Annotated in this window: 23 protein-coding genes and 1 riboswitch; all 23 genes read right to left on the bottom strand. The window is 41.9% G+C overall.

The genetic code is table 11. The features are described from left to right. Positions 1-335 precede the first annotated feature (335 nt). A complete protein-coding gene (gene tkt / locus CD33_RS18075) occupies positions 336-2,330 on the bottom strand; it encodes a transketolase (protein WP_036203433.1) in 1,995 nt (664 codons plus the stop codon). A 125-nt stretch (positions 2,331-2,455) separates the two neighbouring features. Beyond that, positions 2,456-2,686 (bottom strand): DUF896 domain-containing protein, encoded by a 231-nt coding sequence (locus tag CD33_RS18070; protein WP_036203430.1) that lies wholly within the window; start codon positions 2,684-2,686, stop codon positions 2,456-2,458. Positions 2,687-2,850: 164 nt separating this feature from the next. Beyond that, on the bottom strand, positions 2,851-3,429 hold the full coding sequence (locus CD33_RS18065) for a histidine phosphatase family protein (protein ID WP_176400045.1): 579 nt from the start codon (positions 3,427-3,429) through the stop codon (positions 2,851-2,853). After that, positions 3,413-4,486 carry a pyridoxal phosphate-dependent aminotransferase gene (locus tag CD33_RS18060; protein WP_036203427.1) on the bottom strand — a complete coding sequence of 358 codons (1,074 nt, stop codon included), beginning with the start codon at positions 4,484-4,486 and terminating at the stop codon, positions 3,413-3,415. Before CD33_RS18060 ends, CD33_RS18065 begins: the two co-directional genes overlap by 17 nt. Beyond that, entirely contained in the window at positions 4,461-5,414 is a 954-nt protein-coding gene (gene cbiB / locus CD33_RS18055; RefSeq protein ID WP_036203424.1) for an adenosylcobinamide-phosphate synthase CbiB, read from the bottom strand. The genes CD33_RS18060 and cbiB overlap by 26 nt, the downstream gene beginning before the upstream one ends. Before the next feature lie 108 nt (positions 5,415-5,522). After that, positions 5,523-6,746 (bottom strand): CbiX/SirB N-terminal domain-containing protein, encoded by a 1,224-nt coding sequence (locus CD33_RS18050; RefSeq protein ID WP_036203421.1) that lies wholly within the window; start codon positions 6,744-6,746, stop codon positions 5,523-5,525. Next, a complete protein-coding gene (locus tag CD33_RS18045) occupies positions 6,697-7,578 on the bottom strand; it encodes a class I SAM-dependent methyltransferase (RefSeq protein WP_235863141.1) in 882 nt (293 codons plus the stop codon). The genes CD33_RS18050 and CD33_RS18045 overlap by 50 nt, the downstream gene beginning before the upstream one ends. Positions 7,579-7,687: 109 nt before the next feature. Next, positions 7,688-9,169, bottom strand: a complete 1,482-nt coding sequence (locus CD33_RS18040; RefSeq protein WP_036203418.1) for a cobyric acid synthase — start codon at positions 9,167-9,169, stop codon at positions 7,688-7,690. Further along, positions 9,169-9,708: a cob(I)yrinic acid a,c-diamide adenosyltransferase gene (locus CD33_RS18035; protein ID WP_036203416.1), complete on the bottom strand. Its 540-nt coding sequence runs from the start codon at positions 9,706-9,708 to the stop codon at positions 9,169-9,171. The genes CD33_RS18040 and CD33_RS18035 overlap by 1 nt, the downstream gene beginning before the upstream one ends. Positions 9,709-9,718: 10 nt before the next feature. After that, positions 9,719-10,279 (bottom strand): nitroreductase family protein, encoded by a 561-nt coding sequence (locus CD33_RS18030; protein WP_176400044.1) that lies wholly within the window; start codon positions 10,277-10,279, stop codon positions 9,719-9,721. Beyond that, complete coding sequence (gene cobA / locus CD33_RS18025) at positions 10,276-11,040, bottom strand: uroporphyrinogen-III C-methyltransferase (protein ID WP_036203413.1); 765 nt, start codon at positions 11,038-11,040, stop codon at positions 10,276-10,278. Before cobA ends, CD33_RS18030 begins: the two co-directional genes overlap by 4 nt. Further along, positions 11,037-11,675 carry a precorrin-2 dehydrogenase/sirohydrochlorin ferrochelatase family protein gene (locus tag CD33_RS18020; RefSeq protein ID WP_036203410.1) on the bottom strand — a complete coding sequence of 213 codons (639 nt, stop codon included), beginning with the start codon at positions 11,673-11,675 and terminating at the stop codon, positions 11,037-11,039. The genes cobA and CD33_RS18020 overlap by 4 nt, the downstream gene beginning before the upstream one ends. Further along, a complete protein-coding gene (locus CD33_RS18015; protein ID WP_036203406.1) occupies positions 11,672-13,030 on the bottom strand; it encodes a cobyrinic acid a,c-diamide synthase CobB in 1,359 nt (452 codons plus the stop codon). Before CD33_RS18015 ends, CD33_RS18020 begins: the two co-directional genes overlap by 4 nt. A gap of 9 nt (positions 13,031-13,039) precedes the next feature. Further along, complete coding sequence (locus CD33_RS18010) at positions 13,040-14,164, bottom strand: cobalt-precorrin 5A hydrolase (RefSeq protein ID WP_036203404.1); 1,125 nt, start codon at positions 14,162-14,164, stop codon at positions 13,040-13,042. Next, on the bottom strand, positions 14,157-14,939 hold the full coding sequence (gene cobM, locus CD33_RS18005; RefSeq protein WP_036203401.1) for a precorrin-4 C(11)-methyltransferase: 783 nt from the start codon (positions 14,937-14,939) through the stop codon (positions 14,157-14,159). The genes CD33_RS18010 and cobM overlap by 8 nt, the downstream gene beginning before the upstream one ends. Then, positions 14,939-15,646, bottom strand: coding sequence for a precorrin-2 C(20)-methyltransferase (cobI, locus tag CD33_RS18000; RefSeq protein WP_036203399.1), 708 nt, complete (start codon positions 15,644-15,646; stop codon positions 14,939-14,941). Before cobI ends, cobM begins: the two co-directional genes overlap by 1 nt. Further along, the gene (locus CD33_RS17995) at positions 15,639-16,841 is read right to left on the bottom strand and encodes a bifunctional cobalt-precorrin-7 (C(5))-methyltransferase/cobalt-precorrin-6B (C(15))-methyltransferase (RefSeq protein ID WP_036204156.1); all 1,203 of its coding nucleotides are present in this window, start codon (positions 16,839-16,841) and stop codon (positions 15,639-15,641) included. The genes cobI and CD33_RS17995 overlap by 8 nt, the downstream gene beginning before the upstream one ends. Further along, entirely contained in the window at positions 16,816-17,958 is a 1,143-nt protein-coding gene (locus CD33_RS17990) for a cobalt-precorrin-5B (C(1))-methyltransferase (protein ID WP_036203397.1), read from the bottom strand. The genes CD33_RS17995 and CD33_RS17990 overlap by 26 nt, the downstream gene beginning before the upstream one ends. Continuing rightward, the gene (locus CD33_RS17985; protein ID WP_036203395.1) at positions 17,933-18,607 is read right to left on the bottom strand and encodes a precorrin-8X methylmutase; all 675 of its coding nucleotides are present in this window, start codon (positions 18,605-18,607) and stop codon (positions 17,933-17,935) included. The genes CD33_RS17990 and CD33_RS17985 overlap by 26 nt, the downstream gene beginning before the upstream one ends. Beyond that, positions 18,600-19,367 carry a precorrin-6A reductase gene (gene cobK, locus CD33_RS17980; RefSeq protein ID WP_036203393.1) on the bottom strand — a complete coding sequence of 256 codons (768 nt, stop codon included), beginning with the start codon at positions 19,365-19,367 and terminating at the stop codon, positions 18,600-18,602. The genes CD33_RS17985 and cobK overlap by 8 nt, the downstream gene beginning before the upstream one ends. 10 nt (positions 19,368-19,377) lie before the next feature. Continuing rightward, entirely contained in the window at positions 19,378-21,021 is a 1,644-nt protein-coding gene (cobJ, locus tag CD33_RS17975; RefSeq protein WP_036203390.1) for a precorrin-3B C(17)-methyltransferase, read from the bottom strand. Positions 21,022-21,211: 190 nt separating this feature from the next. Next, positions 21,212-21,389, bottom strand: a riboswitch (cobalamin riboswitch). 208 nt (positions 21,390-21,597) lie between these two features. Next, entirely contained in the window at positions 21,598-22,257 is a 660-nt protein-coding gene (locus CD33_RS17970) for a YneB family resolvase-like protein (RefSeq protein ID WP_036203387.1), read from the bottom strand. Next, positions 22,254-22,592 carry a cell division suppressor protein YneA gene (gene yneA, locus CD33_RS17965; RefSeq protein WP_036203382.1) on the bottom strand — a complete coding sequence of 113 codons (339 nt, stop codon included), beginning with the start codon at positions 22,590-22,592 and terminating at the stop codon, positions 22,254-22,256. The genes CD33_RS17970 and yneA overlap by 4 nt, the downstream gene beginning before the upstream one ends. Positions 22,593-22,708: the final 116 nt, after the last annotated feature.

Genomic DNA, 22,708 nt, shown 5'->3' with positions numbered 1-22,708 from the left:
CTTCTATTAGACAATTTCCTTCTCTTCTTGCTTCGAGTTGTCCAATTGAGTGCCTCTTTTGGACAATTCACCTCCCCTACTTCCTGAATTTGTCTTATTGATTGCTCCAACTGACACTCCATCTCACCAGCTGCCCGGCTTGTCTTATACTGCTTAATTCCGACTTTCCGTTTCACTAGGTAATTTTTTATTCTGTCATCTGCTTACACTTGATAATTTATCTCAAAATGATTCTTGATTTATTTCTTACACAAAAAAACCAGGTTGAGAAAAACGGTAGTTTTCCTCAACCTGGTTATATTCATCGATCTTTAGTAAGTCCGATTTATTAAATATTATAAAGCTTTCACTTTGGCTACAACGTTTTCTACTGTAAAGCCGTATTGCTCGATAATGATTTCGCCAGGTGCACTAGCTCCGAATCGGTCGATTGCCAGAATGTCTCCTTCAAAGCCGGTATATTTATGCCATCCGAATGAAGAGCCCATTTCGATGGCTAAACGTTTTGTCACAGCTTTCGGTAGCACAGATTCTTTATACTCAGCCGATTGTTGCTCAAAACGATCCATGGATGGCATCGACACAACGGATGCATCGATTCCTTCAGCTAATAATTGTTTTTGTGCATCTACTGCTAGTGAAACTTCCGAACCTGTTGCAATTAGGATTGCATCCGGAGTTTCTTTCGTTGCCGGCGATACTACGTAAGCTCCTTTCGCTACACCGTCTTTTGCAAGTTCTGCTGATTTCTCAAGAACCGGCAAGTTTTGACGCGAAAGAACGAGAACAGTTGGAACATTTTTTGACGATACAGCTAACTTCCATGCTTCTGCGGATTCATTTGCATCAGCTGGACGAATAACTGAAAGATTTGGCATCGCACGTAGTGAAGCCAAATGCTCGACTGGTTCATGCGTTGGGCCATCTTCCCCGACGGCAATTGAATCATGTGTAAAGACATAAGTTACAGGTAAGCCCATTAATGCAGATAGGCGCACAGCCGGACGAACGTAATCGGAGAACACAAAGAATGTGCCGCCAAATACATTTAAACCGCCGTGTAATGCCATACCATTCAATGCCGCACCCATAGCGAATTCACGTACACCAAACCAAATGTTGCGGCCTTCCGGAGTATCCGGGAAGAAATCGCCCGCACCTTTGATTGTTGTTTTGTTTGAACCAGCAAGGTCCGCACTTCCTCCGAAGAATGATGGCACTTTTTTGGCTAATGCGTTAATTACATCACCAGATGAAGAACGAGTGGCTACAGACTTTCCAGCTTCATATACTGGTACTTCTGCATCAAAGTCAGCTGGAAGTTCGTTGTTCATCGCTTTCAAGAACTGCTCCGCCAACTGCGGATATTCGGCTTTATAGCTTTCGAATCTTTCATTCCATTCCGCTTCCGGTTGAACACCTTGCTTTTTAGCTGCTTCTTTAAAGATTGAATATACTTCTTCAGGAATTTGGAATGGCTCATGTTGCCAACCGTAAGCCGTCTTCGTTAAAACAACTTCATCGGCGCCAAGTGGTGCACCATGAGAATCCGATTTACCTGATTTATTTGGTGAACCAAAACCGATAACCGTTTTAACTTCGATTAACGTTGGTTTTCCTGATGATTGTTTCGCTTTCTCGATTGCAGCATTAACCGCATCTACCTCTGTGCCATCCGCTACATGAACGTAGTTCCAGCCATAGGATTCGAAACGTTTTTGAACGTTTTCAGAGAACGATTTAGCCAAATCGCCGTCCAAGGAAATATCATTTGAATCATAAAGGACGATTAATTTATCAAGCTGTAGGTGGCCTGCTAATGAAATGCTTTCCGCAGCAACCCCCTCCATTAAATCACCATCTCCGCAAAGTGCGTAAGTGTAGTGATCAACGATTTCATGTCCAGGTTTATTATATGTAGCCGCTAGATGACGTTCAGCCATTGCCATACCGACAGCCATTGCAATACCTTGACCAAGAGGACCTGTTGTTGCTTCGACTCCCACAGTATGACCATATTCGGGATGTCCTGGTGTTTTGGAACCCCATTGACGGAAGTTTTTAATTTCTTCCATATCTAAACCATATCCACCTAAGTGAAGTAAGCTATAAAGTAACATCGAGCCATGACCAGCTGAAAGAACGAAACGATCGCGATCTACCCATTTCGGATTTTGTGGATTGTGGCGTAATTGCTTTGTCCACAATGTGTAAGCCATTGGAGCCGCCCCCATTGGTAAACCGGGGTGACCGGAGTTCGCTTGCTCGATTGCGTCAATTGATAACGTTCGGATTGCATTAATTGCTAAAAGATCAGCAGTGTGTGCCATTTTGTGATATCCTTTCTCGCGCTTAATATTGTTCTTTTACAGTTTAGACAAGATTTTCTAAGAAAACAATCCATTTCCAACACATTTTTAGTATAATGTCATACTTTCGTGTTGATGGAACATTATTAGTTTAATTTATTACGTTGAATTTCTTTAACTTTCTCTGGTGTAACATCATTACCGGTTGCATCGATAATTTGGACATTTTCAATTGTATTGCGGAAAGAAGAGCGGAATGAATCTAAATATTCCTTCCGAAGCTGTGTACGCTCCTTTGCTTCGTTTTCTGTTAAATTACCTTCTTTTGCCTTTTTGGATAGTTCATTGATTCGTTTGATTTTTTGTTCTGATAACATGATTTCTCACCTTTCTATTTCAATCATCTAGCATATTGGTATTTCATAACAATTGATAACTTATATTATACTAAATGAAGATAGCTACACTTCAAAGGTAAGGAAAAAAACCTTGGAGTGCAAGTGAAAACAACTTTGGAATTCTGCATTGTAAATGTGGGGTGCTAATTTTTGCTGTAAGTTCTTGATGAAACTAGTTGCCAGTGATTTTCACAAAATCTATAGGTGATGCTTTGTCCTCCCGCCAATAATCCTTCATCCCATAAATTGGATAAAGGTCTATGCCGCAGAGCACTATGTAAGCAAGCAATCGCCACACCATGCGAAATAATGGCAATATTATTTTCTGGTCTGTGAATGAGTGCCTGCAAAAAACATAGCATCCTTTCCGTTACTTGTTGAAATGTTTCTTGGGAAGTTGCCGTGAATCTTTCGGGATGACGTAGATAAGATTGATAATTCCTATCAAGTCCTAAATCGACAATTTTTTTCCCTTGCCAATCTCCCAAATGAATTTCTCTCAAATTTGAGTCTGCATGAATTTTGTACCCCGGAAACATCAATCTGGCTGTTTCATAAGCTCTGCCTAAGTCGCTCGAATAAACAACGTCGGGAATGAAACTTTGGATTTTTGCTTGTTGTATACCTGTTTCCGTCAATGGTGAATCGAGCCACCCTTGTAGAATACCCGCTTTATTCCAAACGGTTTCTCCATGGCGGAAAATTTTAACGACTTTGCACATAACTTTTAAAAACATTCCTAAAAATTTTCATATTTGTAGGTGTTTTAATGGCAATGCGGAACCATTCCCCATCCAGTCCAATAAAGTTGTATGTATGCCGGAGTACAATCCCTTTTTTTAATAAGTATTGGAAAAAGTCATGCGCCTGAAATTTTTTCGGTAATTTAAACAAAAGGTAATTCGTCCGGCTTTCCGATACTTCACAACCGATATTCATTAAAAAGGATTTCACGTCTTCTCTCCAAATTTCATTCATTTGAATTGAATGATTCACAAATTCACCCAGTTCCAAGCACCGTTCACCAATCTTTATTGCAATATTACTGACATTCCAGTGGGAATAATGCTTTCTTAAATTTGGCGCTTTTTGCGTTAAAATATACCCCAACCGGATTCCTGCAAGACTGTACATTTTGGTCATGGAGCGAACGACAATCAAATTATCATACTTAGCAATTAAAGGAATGACGGATTCAGCTTCATCTGTCCAATCCATAAATGCCTCATCGACTACTATCGTACAGTTATGTTTCAACCCATGCCGCGCAAGCTGTTCAATTGTATCTGCCCCGATTAGCACTCCAGTTGGATTATTCGGATTACATAAGTAGACGGCTTGTGCATCATTCATTGCCTGCTTAACTTTTGCAATGGAAAACGCATACTGGCTAATATCCTCCACAATCAAAGACTCGACTTGTACATTTTCGGCCAATAAGGTCCGTTCATATTCTGAAAAAGAGGGCTGCAAGATGCACGCTTTCTTCCCCCTGAAATATCGGGCCAATACGGCTAGGCTTTCCGACGCGCCATTGCTCACAATAATATGTTCATCAGGCAGTTGATGAAACTGTGCAAGTTTTGTTCTTAAAGGATCTGCTAGCTCATCCGGATAACTCTCCAGCAACTCAACCATTTGTGGCCACATATTCTGAATCTCGATGGGCACTCCCAGGGCATTCACATTTTCGCTTAAATCGATAATAATTTCTGGCATTTCGATATTGGATGATTGGTACACTTTGTGAGGATTAGCTCCATGCAATGGTAAGTGCAATGAAAATCCCTCCTACGATTAAGTAAAATAATATTGTTGCCACATACATTTGTTGAATCGATTGTAATATATGGCGGCGATTTAACTGAATGTACGGTTGTCCCATAAACGCACGGATTGACTTAATTCCCCCATAGGAATTTTCCCCGCCTAGTTGAACACCCAGCTGAATCGCGGTAGCGGCTTCTAAATAACCACTATTCGGGCTCGGATGTTTTGCGGCATCCCTAAGCCAAATTTTCAATTTACTTAAAAATGGTTGCGGTTTATCTTGTGTCGTAAAACTTAAAATGAGAAATCCCGTAATACGGCTTGGAATGTAATTTACTGCATCATCTGCTTTGGCAGCGATAAAACCGAACTGTCCATATCGTTCATTTTTATAACCGATCATCGAATCCAATGTATTAATTGCTTTATACACCCAAGCTCCCGTTGCCCCGAAGAGCAATGCATAGAATAATGGGGCGGTAACCCCGTCACTTGTATTTTCGGACACCGTTTCAACCACCCCACGGACAATTTCTTCCTCCTGTAACCGATCGGTATCCCGCCCTACAATCCATCCTAGATATTCCCGGGCTGTTTGAACATTTTCCCGCGCCAATTCGTTATATACCTTCATTGCAGCTTGCTGAAGACTTTTTTGGGCAAGCGCCAGACTTATAAAGATAATTTCAACAAACACTCCGATTAAAAAATTCATTTTATAACTTATCCAAACAACACCAGCCACTACTGCTGCTGTCACAATCACCACAATGACAACACATATGGATCCCTTTACTTTTCGATGTTGACCGCTATTCAAACTTTTTTCCATCAACTCAATCAGACGGCCAATAAAGACGACGGGATGTGTCCATTTTTTAGGATCTCCAAAGATTCTATCAATTAGTAATGCGAAAAGACAGATTACTACATTCATATTTATACCTCTATAATCTATGTCTACTGTTTATTCTATCTATTTTATAGATAATTTACAAAAACAAGTAAGACAAAGCCCTTACATTCTTTGTCTTACTTGTTCTTATTAATGGTGATGATGATGATGGTGATGGACCGGGCCATTTTCTTTTGCATAGATACGGTAATTTTCTAAATCTTGCATTCCAGTCGAGGTACCGTTCATCGCCTGTTCTACCCGTTCAATCAAAATATGTTGAAGTTTTTCATGATAACCGAAATAACTTGCGATTTCAATTTCAACCTGTGGATGTTGTTGAACAAATTTCTCTCGCATTCTGTGCATTCTTTCCATTAAGATACCTGTGAACAAGAAATACGGCAGCATGATAATTTTTTTAGCTCCCAATTTAATACAACGCTCTATCCCTTCTTCTACAGTGGGTGTGGTCACCCCCATAAAGGCACTTTCAACCCACTGTACATCGAGTTTTTCCCAAAGCAGTCGTGAAATCTTGTAAAAATCTCCGTTAGCACCGGGATCGCTTCCTCCGCGTGCTATCAATAATATTGCTGTATCATCATATCTTGCTTCAGGATTAAAACCGATTTCTATTAATCTTGCCTTTAGTATCTCAAATATTTCATCATGGATTCCAATGGTTTGCCCATATGTAAATTCGATATGCGGAAAATGTTCCCGGGCATGCTCGATTTCAGCGGGAATATGCAACTTTGAATGCCCCGCATGAAGCAAAATGATTGGTATGACATGAATTTCCTGAGCACCTTTTTCAACGCATAATTCAATGCCTTCTTCGATATTCGGTGATGCAAATTCCAAAAAACATGTTTCAACTAAAATATCAGAACTTATTAACGCTTTTGTTCGTGTGATAAATTCCCGGACTTCTTCATTACCTTTTTCCAGCCGGCTGCCATGCCCTACAAATAACACCGCTCTTTTCACGCTTTGTTTTCCTTCTTTCCTTTGCCGTTGCTTGCTTTTCGAAATCCCCTTGCCATATTGGTCATTCACTTGCTGTAATCCATTTTGGCCCATTGTATAAATTCGATGTTTTTCATCAATTGTTTCATTGACAATCCCTCTTGCAATCGAGTCATTAGGCACACTAAACCAGTTGCCTTCAGGATAAGAAATCACAATGCATTTATCTCTGCATCTTCCATTACATCTCGTTCGGGAAGTGTGAATCTGTTCATCCAATTTTTGTTTCGTAATTTCATCGCGGATGGCAAGCGTGATTTCTTCCGCACCAGCTCCCATACAGGTGCTACCGTTACAAATTAGCAAATGTTTTTGCATGCCTTGTAAATTCCATGTTGTCATGTGAGACCTCCCTTACCGGTTTCCAAGAAATAATCGCTGCGTAAAAGTTATGAGTATAGTGGAAGCCCCCTTCATCCTCCAACACAAAAGGCTCCAATGATTGTTCGACATGAAGGCGATCGAATTGGTCACTCAATATTTTTTTACTTTGCGCCGTTATGAGCTGTTCTTTCGTTTCATAATGGTATGTCCGCTCCAAGGGCAACATCTGGCAGTCAGCGAAAATCCCTAACTGGTACAGCATATTCACTATCTGAATATAATCTCTGCGCGGATACTTTATGTCATAGCCGAACCGCTTATTCAATACTTCATAATGAGGCTGAATAGGGCCCGTCGTCATGCCGATGATGGCTCGTTTTTTTGCGACTGCATTCATCTTTTTCAGGGCATCCAACATGTAGTACATTCGGTAAAAGCAATTAACGCCCACCACAATATCATGCTCCTCAACTTGAGCATCTTCCCATTTGGCATGGATATAGCGAACATTTTGGGTATCTTCTAAGCACATTTTCAAATAATCCAGAACTGCCTCAGAACTATCAACACAAGTAACTTTTTTGGCAATCGCCTGCATAGGGAACGTATAGTTTCCCCACCCAGGACCGATTTCAAGTACTTCGTCTTCACACGAAATATATGATTGGATGATTTCAAAAATCTGCTCTGCATGCGCATCTGTTTGGCGGATGACTTTCCTTTCAATCGACTGCCGCCAGAATGCTTCCTCCAATGAATCGTCTTTCATGCGTTCAGGCATATTGCCATGCCAATCATGCATTCCTTCTTGCCAAGATGATTCAAAATCTATCGTTAGTGGTCCCTTCAAGTGACCCCCTCCAGTCATTTGTACGGTTAAAAAAAAATGCATAAATTAAAATGACGGTGTAGCTCCCTTATGATCACCAGAGCACCAATCCTCAATTGCAATGAATCTCTTAAAGGATAAACGAGTATAATTTATCCATATCCAAATGCTTTCTTACTTGAAGATCAAGCAATTCATATGCCTCTTCTCTCAATTCCCCATCACTTTTAACCTCTTCCGGATGGAGCGGCAATCCTTTTTCTTGCCTCAATTCATTGAAAAGCTTCCGGGTAAATAAACGGTTATGGAATATTCCGTGTAAATAGGTGCCGATAATCTGCCCATTATCTGAAATAACGCCATCCTCGCGGTCATCTTCCAATCGAATGAAGGACCTGATGCTTGCCGTTTTTTTAGAACGCCCCAGATGAATTTCATATCCAGAAACTTGTTGACCGTCCTCTAGAGTTCCCTTCACTTGGATTGTTTGCTTTTGATGAACAAAGGTTGTTTCAATTGGAATTAAACCTAGCCCCTTGAAAGTACCTCCATCCCCTTCAACCGCATCTGGATCAATAAGAAGCTCCCCCAACATTTGATAGCCCCCGCAAATTCCGAAAATTCTTGTTCCTTTTTTTGCCAATCGTTGAATCGCTTCAGCCAGTCCAGATTGTTTCAGCCAGTTTAAGTCTTCCACCGTATTTTTTGTTCCTGGCAAGATAAGTAAATCCGGGGTTTGAATTTGATGCAGATTTGAAACTAATCTTACTCCTACACCCGGTTCATCATAAAGTGGATCAATATCCGTAAAATTTGAAATATGCGGCAGCCTCAGCATCGCGACATCTATACTGCTTTCGCCTTGTTTTGGCTTTTTTAGTTGTAAACTCGATAATGCTAAAGAATCCTCGGCATCGATTGCAACATCGAGATATGGAATAATTCCTAGAACCGGAATATTCGTTTCCTTTTCAAGCCATTCAATACCGCTCGTCAATAATTCCTGCATTCCCCTGAACTTATTGATAATAATGCCTTTTACTCTCGCTCTTTCCTTTTCATCTAGCAACATGAGGGTTCCAATGATGGAAGCAAATACTCCCCCACGGTCGATATCGGCTATCAAAATGACCGATGCATCCGCTAAATGGGCCATACGCATGTTTGCGATATCCCGATCTTTCAAATTGATTTCCGCTGGACTGCCTGCCCCTTCCAACAAGATGATGTCATATTGTTGTCGGAGATTTTGCAAAGAAGTTTCCACTTCCGGCATCACCATTTCCACGAATTCTTCCCGATATCTTTTGGCATCGATGTTTAGACGATGTTTTCCATGAACGATGACTTCCGACATCATTTCACCTTTTGGCTTCAACAGTATCGGATTCATATCGGTCGTAGCATCCACTTTTGCGGCCTCCGCCTGTACGCCTTGTGCGCGTCCTATTTCCCCGCCATCGTTGGTGATGTATGAATTCAACGCCATATTTTGAGATTTAAATGGGGCAACACGATAGCCATCATTTGCAAAAATTCTACATAAAGCTGTACATATTAAACTCTTCCCAACGTCCGAAGCAGTCCCTTGAACCATAATCGCCTTTGCCATTAAAATTCCAGTCCTTTGACTGCTGATATATTTTGATCTGAATAGTAATGTTTCGTCGGGTCGATGGTGGATACTAGATCGGCAATCTCGAGCAATGCTGGATTGGCAGCCCGACCAGTAATCACAACATGCATATGCGGAGGACGATTTTTAATGGCTTCTATAACTTCGGATAATGGCAATACATCGTCAATCGGGAATGTTTGAATTGCAAGTGCATTATTCAATTCGTCAAGGACGAGCAGGTCGAGGGACTCATCTTGGAGTGCACCTTTCACTCGTTTCCAAGCTTTTTCCAATGCTTCACGATGTTCTTCCGGTGTTTTTGTCCAAGTAAAACCAATTCCCAGTTGCTCCGTTTCGACCCCCAACTTGCGCAATGCAATTTGTTCGCCGTAAGTCCGGTCGGGTGATTTGATAAATTGCAAAAATTCAACTTTCATCCCTCGGCCGATTGCTCGCAAAGTTAAACCAAGTGAAGCAGTTGTTTTTCCTTTTCCTTCGCCTGTATAAACAAGTAATAGACCTCGTTTGACCATTTGTCTCCTCCTATAGCCAAGTAGTTTTTTCTTCAAATGAAGTGCGCTTTTTCTCCGAAAGTTGCCCTTCCTGGGGATATCCGATAAACAGAGTACCTACTACTTGCTCGTTCGCCGCTGCGCCGATAAAAGAATGCAGCCGTTCATCGTGTACAAGACCGACACCTCTTGTACGCCAAACGAAACCTAAACCTAGCTCTTCTGCCATCAGCCACATCGACATGATGGCGCTGCAAACAGCGAATACATTATCCTTTGTAGCAGCTTCGTCATCTTCGACTTTTTCGGATGTCACTACAATTACAAGCGGAGTTGTTTTTATTACTTCCAACGAACTTTCAATTAAATTGGGCTTGGTCGGAAAACGTTCTAATAGGTATTCTGTGGCCACCTCTTCATATCTTTTTAGTGCTCCTCCTTGAAGGATATAAAAATGCCAAGGTTCACGATTACGATCATTTGGGGCAAAAGTGGCTGCTTCCAATAGTTGTTCAATTTTATGTTTTTCAACAGGTTTATTTTGATATTGCCGTATTGCACGGCGTTTTTTTAATGCATCGAATATTGTCATCGTATAGTCTCCTCCATTTGCTCAAACCAAGCGATTTTCTCCCTCACATCAACAACATCCCCTACTATGATCAATGCGGGATTGACGACTTTTTCTTGCTCGATTCTGTCGGCTATACTTTCCAGTTTTGAGGTAATTGTCCTTTGATTTTCGGTCGTCCCGCGTTCTATGATGGCAACAGACGTATTTTTATCTCTTCCATGTGCAATAAGTTGTCCTGCAATATGACGAATATTTCCCACACTCATATAAAATGCAATTGTATCGATGCCGTTAGCCAGAGCTTCCCAGTGCAAAAAATCGTTTCCTTTTTCCGCTCGGCCGTGGCCCGTAACAATCGCAAAACTTGTTGCGTAATCACGGTGGGTGACTGGTATTCCTGCATATGCCGCTGCTGCGATTCCTGCGGTAATACCTGGAACAACCTCGTATGGAATGTTGGCTGCTTTTAAAACTGCAGCTTCCTCGGCACCCCGGCCGAATACAAACGGGTCTCCCCCCTTTAATCTTACGACCATTTTTCCGTTCGTCGCTTCCTTGACTAGCAGTTCGTGTATTTCCTCTTGAATCAATCCATGCCTACCTGGTTCTTTGCCGCAATAAACAAGTTCCGCTGTTTCCCTTGCATTTTTCAGCAATTCCTTATTAACTAATCGGTCATATGCGATCACATCCGCATTTTTTATGCATTCAAGTCCATAAACTGTAATTAATTTAGGATCACCTGGACCAGCGCCCACTAAATAAACCTTGCCTGTCATAATGGTTGAACTCCTGTCAGGATTTTTTGGACGTATGCGTCACATTGCTCCCATTTCTTTTCTCTTGCCCAAAGTTCGACTTGCGGGTCCAAAAGAGCTGCAATCGCTTCACGTTTTCGATGTTTATCGTGAACCTTAAGAATGATTTCACGTCTTGCTTTTTTTAAATAGTCAATATAATCAATGTACGTATCATCATATTGAGCTGCCAAATCTCCTTTTAACTTGCGGGTCAATCCTGGATGCGCACCGGACGTGGAAACAGCGAAAGTGAGATCGCCTCTTCTAACAACAGCTGGATTGATGAAGTCCACCCTGCCTTTTGCATCTGCACGACTTAACAATTGCCAATGCTGTGTGGCTTGTTCGACTGCATCATTGACTGTTTCCTGTTCGGTTACTGCAAAAACTAAAGAGGCATTATCGAGATCACTTGGCTCAAAATATTTCTCTCTCCAAACAGCTTTGCCTTGTTCGAGATAGCCGGCAATTTCATCCGTAATCGTTGGACTAATAATGATAATTTGAGCTTTTGTTGGTAATAATGCCTCTAGTTTTTGCCTTGCTACATGGCCACCGCCAACAATAACTACTTTTTTGAAATCAATATCCAGCATGATTGGAAAATAGTTCATACTTTTACCTCCATACAAGCTTTTAACCAGTTTTCAACGAGTTGAGGATTGGATGCAAAATGAAAGTGGGTATAACCTGCCACTAAATTTTTCGCTAAATATCCTTCTTGCTGCGCCCGGAATCTCCCTTTTGAAAAATAAGCCGGGGAAACGGGCTCACCTTGATAAGTTGAATAATGAAATTCATGCCCCTTCGCCTGTTGATGGGAATTAATCAAAAAGTTCCCCTCCACTCCCGTGATTTCTCTATATCCCAAAGCGGCTAATTTGTCCTGCATCACAACTTTCCCCGGAATAATACCGAGCATCTTAAATTGTTCGCCATCCCTTCTTTCAATGGCTTCTGTACAATACATAAAACCTCCGCATTCGGCGAGAGTCGGAACGCCGGCAGCTATCGTTTCGCGAATCGAATCTTTTGTAAGTTCATTTTCAGAAAGCTGTTCTGCGAATTCCTCCGGAAACCCTCCACCGATATATAGCCCTTGTGCGATGTCTGGTACTCGTTCATTTCGCAATGGAGAAAAGAAATGTAATTGCGCACCATGGGCCTCTAGCAACTCAAGGTTTTCGGGATAATAAAAGTTGAATGCTTCATCTCTTGCAACAGCAATATGTATTTTTTCGTTTTGCTGTTTTTCAAAAATAGTGGTTTTTTCATTTAGTATTGGTGCATCCGCTAACGAGAGCAGTAAGTCCAGATCAACGGTCGCTTCAATTGCTTGTGCAAGTTCCTCAAAATATGAATCTAGTTCCCCTCTTTCAATTGCCGGAACCAATCCTAAATGACGGCTAGGTAGTGAGGGGACGGCCCCTTTCAGTAAATAACCTACTACAGGTATCTTGCATTCTTCTTCTATTGCCGTCTTGACGATTTCAAAATGACTTTTGCTTCCCAGTTGGTTTGCGATGACCCCGACGATGTTGACATCTTGCGATAAGGTCTGGAACCCTTTGACAACAGCGGCTACACTTCTCGCCATGCTCGCTGCATTAACAACTAAAATGACAGGACTGGCTGTAATTCGACTAATTTCCGCGGTAGAACCCTCATCACTCAAGGGATTTTTGCCATCGTAAAATCCCATGACCCCCTCGATAATCGCCACATCAGCTTGCTTGCTTGCCCGGCTGACTATGGTCTCGACAATTTCGGGCGATAACATCCAACTATCAATATTACGTGAAGTTCTTTTTGTTACGGCCGTATGATAAGACGGATCAATATAATCAGGGCCACATTTGAAGCCTTGGACGCTTAAACCTTTGTTCATCAAAGCTTTCATTAAGCCAACTGATATGGTCGTTTTTCCAACTCCACTGCCCGTTCCTGCAATCACAAATCGCTTACTCATATCTTCCTCCTAGTGAAACGTCATTCTGGCAATAGAAATAGTTACATTTCCATGTTTCTTTTTTTGCAGCAGCAAATCGGTTGTATTGGCATATCTCATCGCAGCAGGTTCACTCACCCCGTAAGCACCAGTAAATTTAAAGACCGTTTCTGATGGATTTAATAACGGCATTTCATTTAGTTGTTCAGGGGTATAGGTGGCAAACTTCCAACCATAGCGATTCGTTATATCGATAAAGCACTGTTCATCTTTTTTCAAATCAATCGTCGCTAATGCCTTAATACTTTTCTTCGCCAACTTCAGCTCAGAAAGTGTTTCATCAATAACAGCGTCAATTTCTTCAACCGATGTGCCCCGATTGCACCCCATACCAAGCACAAGGGACTTAGGGCGATAAATTACGCCATTTTCCAAAATCCCTTCTTCATCTGTATCCAATATACGGTCCGTAATAATTAAAGCTGCATCAGGTTTTGATTCTATCGCCTGTTTAATCGTTTGATATTGTCTGATATTGGCTGGGATTGGTGTTTCATGCATCCACCAGCCCGTTTCCCCAGCCTCTTGTACAATCGCGACAGACTCCTCGTTCACGACGGAAGCACTGACCGGCGTTAACTTTTCATCCGATTCCCAAATCCACCCAAAGCGAGCACCGAATAAATCAACCGGGATGGTTTTTTGGACATCCGAAGCGGTTGTAATAATGGGCTTACCCCCAATGGCGTTGGCCACTTCATGAGTCAGCGCGTTGGCACCACCGATATGGCCGGAAAGAACACTGATGACATGCTCCCCTTTATCATCGATCACCAAAACAGCCGGATCTTTCTTTTTATCTTCTAAAATAGGCGCAATCATACGAACGACAGCACCTAATGAAATAATCAAGATGAGTCCTTTGTAATTTTTAAATAAGGCCGGCAATAATAAACGGACTGTTCCTTTAAATAACTGGATGCCCTTGACCTGCTCATCGCCGTGCTCGAATTTTGCCATATAATATACATCAACATTAGGGAAATCCTGTGCCATCTGACGTGCTTTTTGCACACCATGCTTTGTAATGGCAACTAATGCATAAGGCTTTGATACTTCAATCTCAGGAATAATTCCTTCTTGTAACTCAATCATCAACCTTCACACCTTTTCGGAACCCATGGGTAAATGTAGCATCATACAATTTTGAACGATAATTCTTTTCATGAATCTCAGGATCCAATGCCCAACCCGCAAGAATCATTGCATGCTTACGTATTCCGTTCAGGCGCATTGCCTCATCAAGTTCAATCAATGTGGTACGAACAATTTTCTGATCAGGCCATGAAGCTCTTTGAACTACGGCAACGGGTGTATTATCTGCCCATCCTGCAGCTTGTAATTCTTTCACTATTTTCTTTGTTAGTGTGGCACTTAAAAATAAAGCGATGGTACAATGGTGACTTGCAAGCTCCCTCAACTTTTCCCGCTCCGGGACCGGAGTGCGTCCTTCTGCACGAGTCAAAATCAGTGTTTGTGTCAGGTCAGGAATGGTTAGTTCCGCCCCTACTGCAGCTGCCGAAGCAAATACCGAACTTACTCCAGGCACCACCTCGTAACCGATGCCCCGCTCTTTTAATAGTGCGACCTGTTCCATTGTGGCTCCGTACATGGCCGGGTCTCCGGTATGCATGCGTACGACCATCTTGCCTTCATCCACAAAGCGTGCCATACAATCAACCATTTCCTGCAGATGCATACCCGCTGTTCGCACGATTTCAGCATCCGGTTTTGCCATTGCAACAAGCTCTTCACTGACGAGGGAGTCCGTATACATCACAACATCTGCTTGTTGCATAAGCTTCAGACCTTTCCACGTTATTAGTTCCGGGTCTCCCGGTCCAGCTCCGATAATCCATATTTTTTTCATTATTTTCGCACCACCATCAAGGATAAATAATTTAATTCAGCGCCTTCCAACTCATCCAGCTTCCAGATGATTTCCTCCTCTGAAGTGACTTTCGTTACAACCGCTGCTTTGTCATATAGATTCATCTCTTTTAATAGCGTAAGCATCATATCCAATACTTTCGCAACTTTAATAAAGACAACCGCATCATGATCTTCCAATGCTTTTTTCATAAGTTCATAATCATCTTGAGCCGGAATCATCGCTACATGGTCATCCCCATCGGCTAGTGGAATGCCGAGCCTGTTCGCCGAACCATTGAATGAAGAAATGCCGGGAACAGTTTCAACCTCAACCGCCGGATACTTGTCTTTCATTACCTTCATAAGATGAATGAACGTACTGAATAACATAGGGTCCCCTTCCGTAACAAAGGCGACATCCTTCCCTTGTGCTAAGGAGGCATAAATGAGTTCCACGGACTTTGACCATTCTCTTTCCAATGTTTCTTCATCCTTCGTCATCGGAAAAACCAACCCGAGCATTTCTTTTTCTTCCGGTTGAATGTACACTTCAATAATTTTGTGTGCGTAGCTTTTGCTGCCTCGCAATTTTTTTGGATAAGCAATGACCGGACATTCTTTTAGCATACGGAAAGCCTTTACTGTAATTAACTCTGGATCTCCCGGACCAACGCCCAGCCCATATAATTTTCCTAAATTATGCATTTTCAATTCCTTTCTTGATTGCCGTGATAATATAGATAGGATTTAACGGGACGAATCTTGTCATATGTAGAATTGGTTTACTTCGCGAAAGTTGTGCCTGCAATATGGAAACCTCACACTTCAATTCTTTTAAACAAGTAATAGCTTCGTATAAATTTTCAATTGTTGCCAGATTCATGATCAATCGTCCTTGTGGCTGCAATCTATCGATGCAAACAGTTAGCAATTGCTGCATTTCTCCACCGGAACCACCGATGAAAATAGCATTCGGATCAGGGAATTCCTCCAGGCGATCTGGTGCTCTCCCGTGTATAGCCGTGATATCGACACGGAATTTTCGCTGGTTTGCCACACAGTTCTCTAAATCCCCTTCATTTTTTTCAATTGCAAAAACGGCCCCTTCTTTTGCGAGTTTGCCTGCTTCTATGGCCATGGACCCTGTACACGTTCCTATATCCCATATCACACTGGTTGGCTCAATATTCATTGCCTGCAAACTTAGAACTCGGATTTCTTTTTTGGTTATCAGGCCTTTATCAGGCTTGCGCTGGGAAAATTCATCATCCTCAATACCCATAGGATAGGCCGGCCCACTTTTTGTTTGGCGCAGAATGACAATATTCAATGGAGAAAATGAGCTTTCTACTGCTTCATCCAATGTCATTAAGCGACAACGTTCATTTTCACCCTCCAAATTTTCCGCAATGAACATTTCATATTCAGTCATGCCGAAAAACTTTAAGTAATTCGCAATCTCTACCGGAGAATTTTTGTCATCTGTTAATATTGCTACTTTTTGACGACCATCGATTTTTTGGGCCAAACCTTTCATGGGACGGCCGTGCAAACTGATAATATATGCATCTTGCCAAGATTCCCTCAAACGGGAAAACGCCAACTGCAGCGAACTTGCATACGGATAAATTTCTAAAGGGATTTTTTTCGATAAATAACTGCCGATGCCATAAAAAAGGGGGTCGCCTGATGCCAGGATCACCGTCCTTCGTTGTTCAGCCTGCAGTTGTTCCACCAGTTTTGAAAGGCCACCCTTGATGACAATCTTTTCTCCTTTATAATCAGGGAAAAATGCTAGTTGACGTTCCCCACCTACCAAAACTTCACTTCGGTCAATCCAATTGATATACTGGGGCAATAGCCCGGTAACCCCGTTATCCCCGATACCAATCATTTTCATTAATTGTGTCAAGATGCTCCACCTTTCCTAAACATTCGCCACTCATCGAGTAAAATGCAGTTGATACAGAAATGTCACCTTTCACATGAGAGATCGCATGGTAACTGCAATTTCGGCAAAGTGATTCGAAAAATGCTGTATTATTGAGTTCTTTCATTATTTCACCGACTTGTGAAGCCGTATTCGCCTGTTTTATAAGTTCTTGTATTTCCTCCGCTGCCCCGGCTCGTTTTGCCATTTCAGCCAAAAAGACGAAATTAACGGGCGCACTTTTTGAATGAAGCATCATATTCCCTTGTGCGAGTTTTGAGAATTTCCCCATCATTCCGACAAGAGAGACATTGGGGATTTGCTTTTTTTTAATATGTTTTAGAGTAAAGCCAGCAAAATCACCCATCTCAATAAACGCTTCTTCCGGAAGGTCGGGATATTGCTTCATAGCAAATTTCTCGCTTCTCCCTCCAGTGGTCAGCACTAAATGTGTACATCCCGCTTCTTTTGCGACGCTGATTGCTTGTACAATACTCGCCATATAGGCAGAGTTTGAAAAAGGCACCACGGTCCCGCGAGTCCCTAATATGGAGATGCCTCCCACAATCCCAAGACGGCCATTCAATGTTTTTTTCGCCAGTTCCTCACCATCAGGAACTGAGATAACTACCTCTATCCCTTTCTCGATGTGGTAAGTATCAATCAGTTCTTGTACAACCTCGAGAATCATTTTACGGGGGACCGGATTGATGGCTGCTTCGCCGACAGCTACCGGCAAGCCGGGTTTTGTAACACGACCCACACCAATCCCACCATCCAAATGAATGCCGGGCTTTTCTACAAATCTAACGGAACTAACGATCTTCGCTAAATGGGTTACGTCCGGGTCATCACCGGCATCTTTGATCGTTACGCAGCTAACCTTTTCCGACGTGATAACCGTCTCCGTAATTTGAAACGTTGCGAATTGGCCCACTGGCAAATAGATCGTTACTTGTCTTTGCGGTTCGTTCGTTATAAGAGCAAGCAAAGCCGCTTTAGTTGTGGCTGTGGCGCACGCACCTGTTGTATATCCGTAGCGCATGTCTTTCGGGTCTTTTTTATTTGATTTCTTTTGCACGTTCATCGGCCAACAACGAAATGGCATTTAATGCAGCAACCGTTACAGTACTGCCGCCTTTTCTCCCAACATTCGTAATATAAGGGATTCCCTCAAGCTTAGCTAATTCTTCTTTCGACTCTGCTGCCGATACAAAACCAACCGGCATTCCGATAATCAAATCTGGTTTAGCGACTCCCTCTTTTATAAGGCGGATTAATTCCAATAGTGCTGTTGGCGCATTCCCGATCGCATAAATACCCCCGACATGTTTACGTACTGCTTTTTGCATGGAAATAATCGCCCGCGTGGTGCCCAATTTTTTTGCTTCTGCCGATACGTCCGAATCTGCGATATAGCAATGCAAATCCCCTCCATGTTTTTGGAATCGCTTTTGTCCAGATCCACTTTGAATCATTTGTACATCGGCAATGACATGACGCCCATTCAAAATTGCCCGAATACCCGCCTCGATTGCATCCGGGGTAATCAAAACGCTTCTGCCTAATTCAAAATCCGCCGAAGCATGGATGATTCGGCGCACTACCTTCCATTGATCCTCCGAAAACGAATGCTCGCCCATCTCTTCATCAATAATTGAAAAACTATAATCATAAATTTTGTCAGGATCCACTGTAAGAGGGGTGAAATCGGTATTAAAATTTGTATTAGCCATTGTTTGACACTCCTTGTAATTGTTTGAGTATTTCTTCAAAAGTGGAATATTTATTGCCATAATCAATACGTGGCCTTTTGATTATGATTACTTCGATTCGTTGCTCTATGGCCGCTTCAATCTTTTCATCCATGGAACCAACTTTCCCGCTTTCTTTAGTAATCATCAAAGTCACGCCGTACTGTTTATAAAGCGAATGATTCAATTCTTTAGAAAATGGTCCTTGAATTGCAATGATATTTTTTTGAGGGATTCCTAAACTTGCACATTTCTCCATATTTTCCATATTTGGCAACATCCTTGCATATAATTTGATGTTCGGATTTAATAAATGTTTTGTGAAAGTGGCCAACGTTTTACTGCCTGTCGTCAACATAATCGTTCCGCCCCTCTTTTTTGCTTCGAGTGCGGCTTGTTCATATGAATCTACTTCCGTAATCAGCTCGTGGTTAAAAATACTATCTTTTCTCTCAAACCTTAGATAAGGTATTCTCATTGATTTTGCTGTTCCAATGGCCGTTTTAGAGGCTTCTTCTGCAAATGGGTGTGAAGCATCGACAATCACTTCGGCGCCAATCTCAGTTCCGAGGCGAAGCATGTCCTCATGAGTCAATCGACCAACATGGTGCTCTATACCGCAATCTTGCAAGCTGTCCGCGGCTGATTGCGTGACCACTGTTGCAAGTAAACGATATCCATTCTGATGCAGGAAAACAGCGAGTTCTCTGGCATCACTAGTACCAGCCAAGAAAAGTATCATTGTTTACCTCCTAATCTCCGCATGGCGCAGGTTCAACTTCAATTTTGCTGCTCATATCCTGATAGTTGTAATTCAAAATTTTCCTGACACGTTTAAAATATTTGAACAGTCGCTCATTTGGGTGTGCATTTTGTTTATACTCATCTATAATTCTTGTGATTAATGGAACGAGTTCCTCGGGTTCGATGCCCTCAGCAACTGGCTGGGCTGCATGGGCCGTTCGCCCAACTGGTTTGGCACCGATGAACAAGTCAAACTTTTTCTTTCGATAGACGATGCCGATATCATCAAAAACAGCCCGATAGCAAGCCATACCGCAGCCATTAAATCCTATATGCAACTCCTTGGGCAGCTTCATCCCACCTAAATCTTTTTGAATCCTTTCAGCGTATGGAATTGCATCCGCTTTTTCGCCGTAGCAAAAATCACATGCTTTTAAATTTAAGTAATCGCCGATTGGTGCCAACAAAAATCCGACGTTTTCCAACATTTCGACAATTTTCAACGGCTGTTCTGTTGGGATTTTCAAATGGATTTTGTGATCTGGCGTATATTCCATCGTGCCATTTTCCCCTACCAAGTCTGCTAAAGTCCGCATTTGTTCCGGAGTAAACGATTTATTTGCAACCCCTGGGCTCACCCCAATTTCAAAGATGGATTCGATTTCCTGCTGAACAAGCGGCTTGGCGAAATTTTGGTCACGGGGGGGCTCACTTTTGACTCCTCCGACAAGTGCCAATGCTTCACTAGCCAGTTCCAGTGCAGATCGATTTACTTTTTTTTCGACGATTTTCTCATAACCGCTCTTAGCCAACCCGGTATCTTGATCAAGTGCCCACGGTTCCGCCTCTTTTTTCAAGCGTTGATGCGGTTTCAAGGCCTGTTTCTCTTCTCCCAGCGTATATTTCCGTTGATAGCCGCGGGGGGTAATCATTTTATTATCATAATAAAAGGTTGAAGAGTTACCTATAATCACTGTTGTTAACATACCGATTTCATGATTCAGCATTTCCGCCAATGTTGTCATCACAATCTGTTGCTTTTCCCTATATGCGCTTTTCACCAGTCCAACTGGTGTTGAAGGGGATCGATATTGCAACAAGATTCTTTGTGCCTCAACAATTTGCCTAGTGCGTCGACCGCTTTTCGGGTTGTATAGGGCAATAACGAAGTCCGCCATTGCTGCTGCTTCAATTCGCTTTTCAATGACGGTCCAGGGCGTCAAATGGTCACTCAAACTGATTGTGCAAGAATCGTGCATTACCGGTGCACCGAGCAAACTAGCACAAGAGTTGATGGCTGAAATACCTGGTACAACCTCCACTTCGATGCCTGTATCCTGCTTCCAGCCCATTTCAATAAGCACCTCATAGACAAGTCCGGCCATTCCATATACACCGGAATCACCACTGGAAATAACCGATACAATGTTTCCGAGCTCAGCTTGCCGTACGGCTTCCTGTGCACGAGAAACTTCTTCCGTCATGCCTGTACTGACGATTGATTTTGCTGTAACCAAGTCGGCGATCAATTCAACATAGGTTTTATAGCCGATAATATATTCACTTTGCTGCAAAGCATCAATAGCTCTTTTGGTTATATGTTCATAGTCGCCGGGACCAAAGCCAACAACAAAAATTTTCCCTTTATTCATAACACTCCCCCTAAACTAGTAAAAACTGCGGTTGCTTTTCCCCTACGAATTCAACATAAGGGGAAAAGAAAATAAAAAAAGCCTGTACTCTTTTTAGGAATACAGGCAGAATTAATATTGGCATAACAAAAAACGTTAAATACCGCAATGTAATTAACAAACACTAGCCTTGTCTTTTCCCTCCGAAAAGTCTAACTATCTTTATTAAGCAGGTTTCCTGACTCGGCTTCACCTTACTGCCACACCTTCCCTGAACTGGTGGTATTGTGGGTTCATCTGCCTTACAGTAGCGGGGGCTGTACCAGAATTTCACTGATTTCCCTTTTACCTCATTTTTGAATATGAGCACTTAATAAATTTTTCGAATATTGAATTATCACAAATATAGCATACAAAAAATAGAAATCATACCCATTTTTAAAAAAATTCTACCAGATTGCAATTTCAATGAAAAGAAATTGCTAGGATTAAGTTGAGTGGTTATGGATCTAACTCCTTACCATAGAAGAATTTAAGAGAATTGATTTAACATTTCAAATTAGGACTTGTTTAACTGATTTATCATACTCAACATGTTTAATGTTCAAGACTTTCAACATATTCTATATATCTACGGTGGACGGTAGCTTTGCTCACTTGGAATCCCAACCCCCTTAAGGTAGAAGCGATTTCCTGGAAAGTCAGACCCTTGTCCCGTAAATTTACAATTTCTTCGATCGGTACTTCTATCCGTTCGCGCCCCTCATGATTATGCCGATTTTTAATATTCAACTCGGGTCGATAACCGTTATCGACTGCACGCCTCATACCTCTTTTTATTTTTGCATTATGAATTTTTCGTTGGTACTCTTCCACGATTGCAAGAATCTCCAGTAACATCGTATCCATTTCATTTAATGTCAGAGGTCCCGCATTGTTTAAGGAATAAACCGTTGTCCCATTTTTTTGCAGCAAATGCAATACGGCCATTCGAGCATTGCCACGCCCCAAACGCGTTTCGTCTTGCACGAACAATACTGTTACTTTCTTTTCTTTTATGAAATCCAACATTTCAAGAAGCCCATCCCGCTCCACTTCATAGCCGCTATGTTGGTCTTGGAATGTCCCCAAAATTTGAAAATCCATTTCATCCGCATAGCGCCGCAATTCCTCTTCCTGCCGCGCTAGTGATGTCTCTTGCGTATTTTTATCGGTACTTACCCGTGTATAAATGACTGCCTTATTTTTCTTGCTCATTGATTTTTGACCGCTACCTCTACTGAATGAAGATCTTCTTCACTCTTTATTTTTGCAATATAGATACTATGGGAATTCACCGGAACAGTTAAGGCATGTCCAGCAACGATATGTTCATCAGAAATCCCGTTTTCAGCTTTCACTTGCTGTATCCACTCTTGTATTGGCATTTTACCACGATAAGTTTCTGCTAGTGTCCATAATGTATCGCCATGCTGAATTTCAATTTGTTCGTATGTTGTTTTGCCATTATCAGTTATTAATAGAAATGCACCCATTACAAGAAAAGCAATGAATAACACCACAATATAAGTATTTTTTTCCAACCATTTCATAAATAAAACCTCTTTTCGAATATTTGTTCTCACGAATATATGTTCCTAATTTAATACGAACACTTGTTTTTGTCAACACCGATTTCGAACCTATGTTTGCATTTTTGTTCTTTCAC

Origin of the sequence: Ureibacillus sinduriensis BLB-1 = JCM 15800 (genome assembly GCF_000772955.1) — a bacterium.
Classification (GTDB): domain Bacteria; phylum Bacillota; class Bacilli; order Bacillales_A; family Planococcaceae; genus Ureibacillus; species Ureibacillus sinduriensis.
This window is presented reverse-complemented; position numbering and strand designations above follow the sequence as displayed.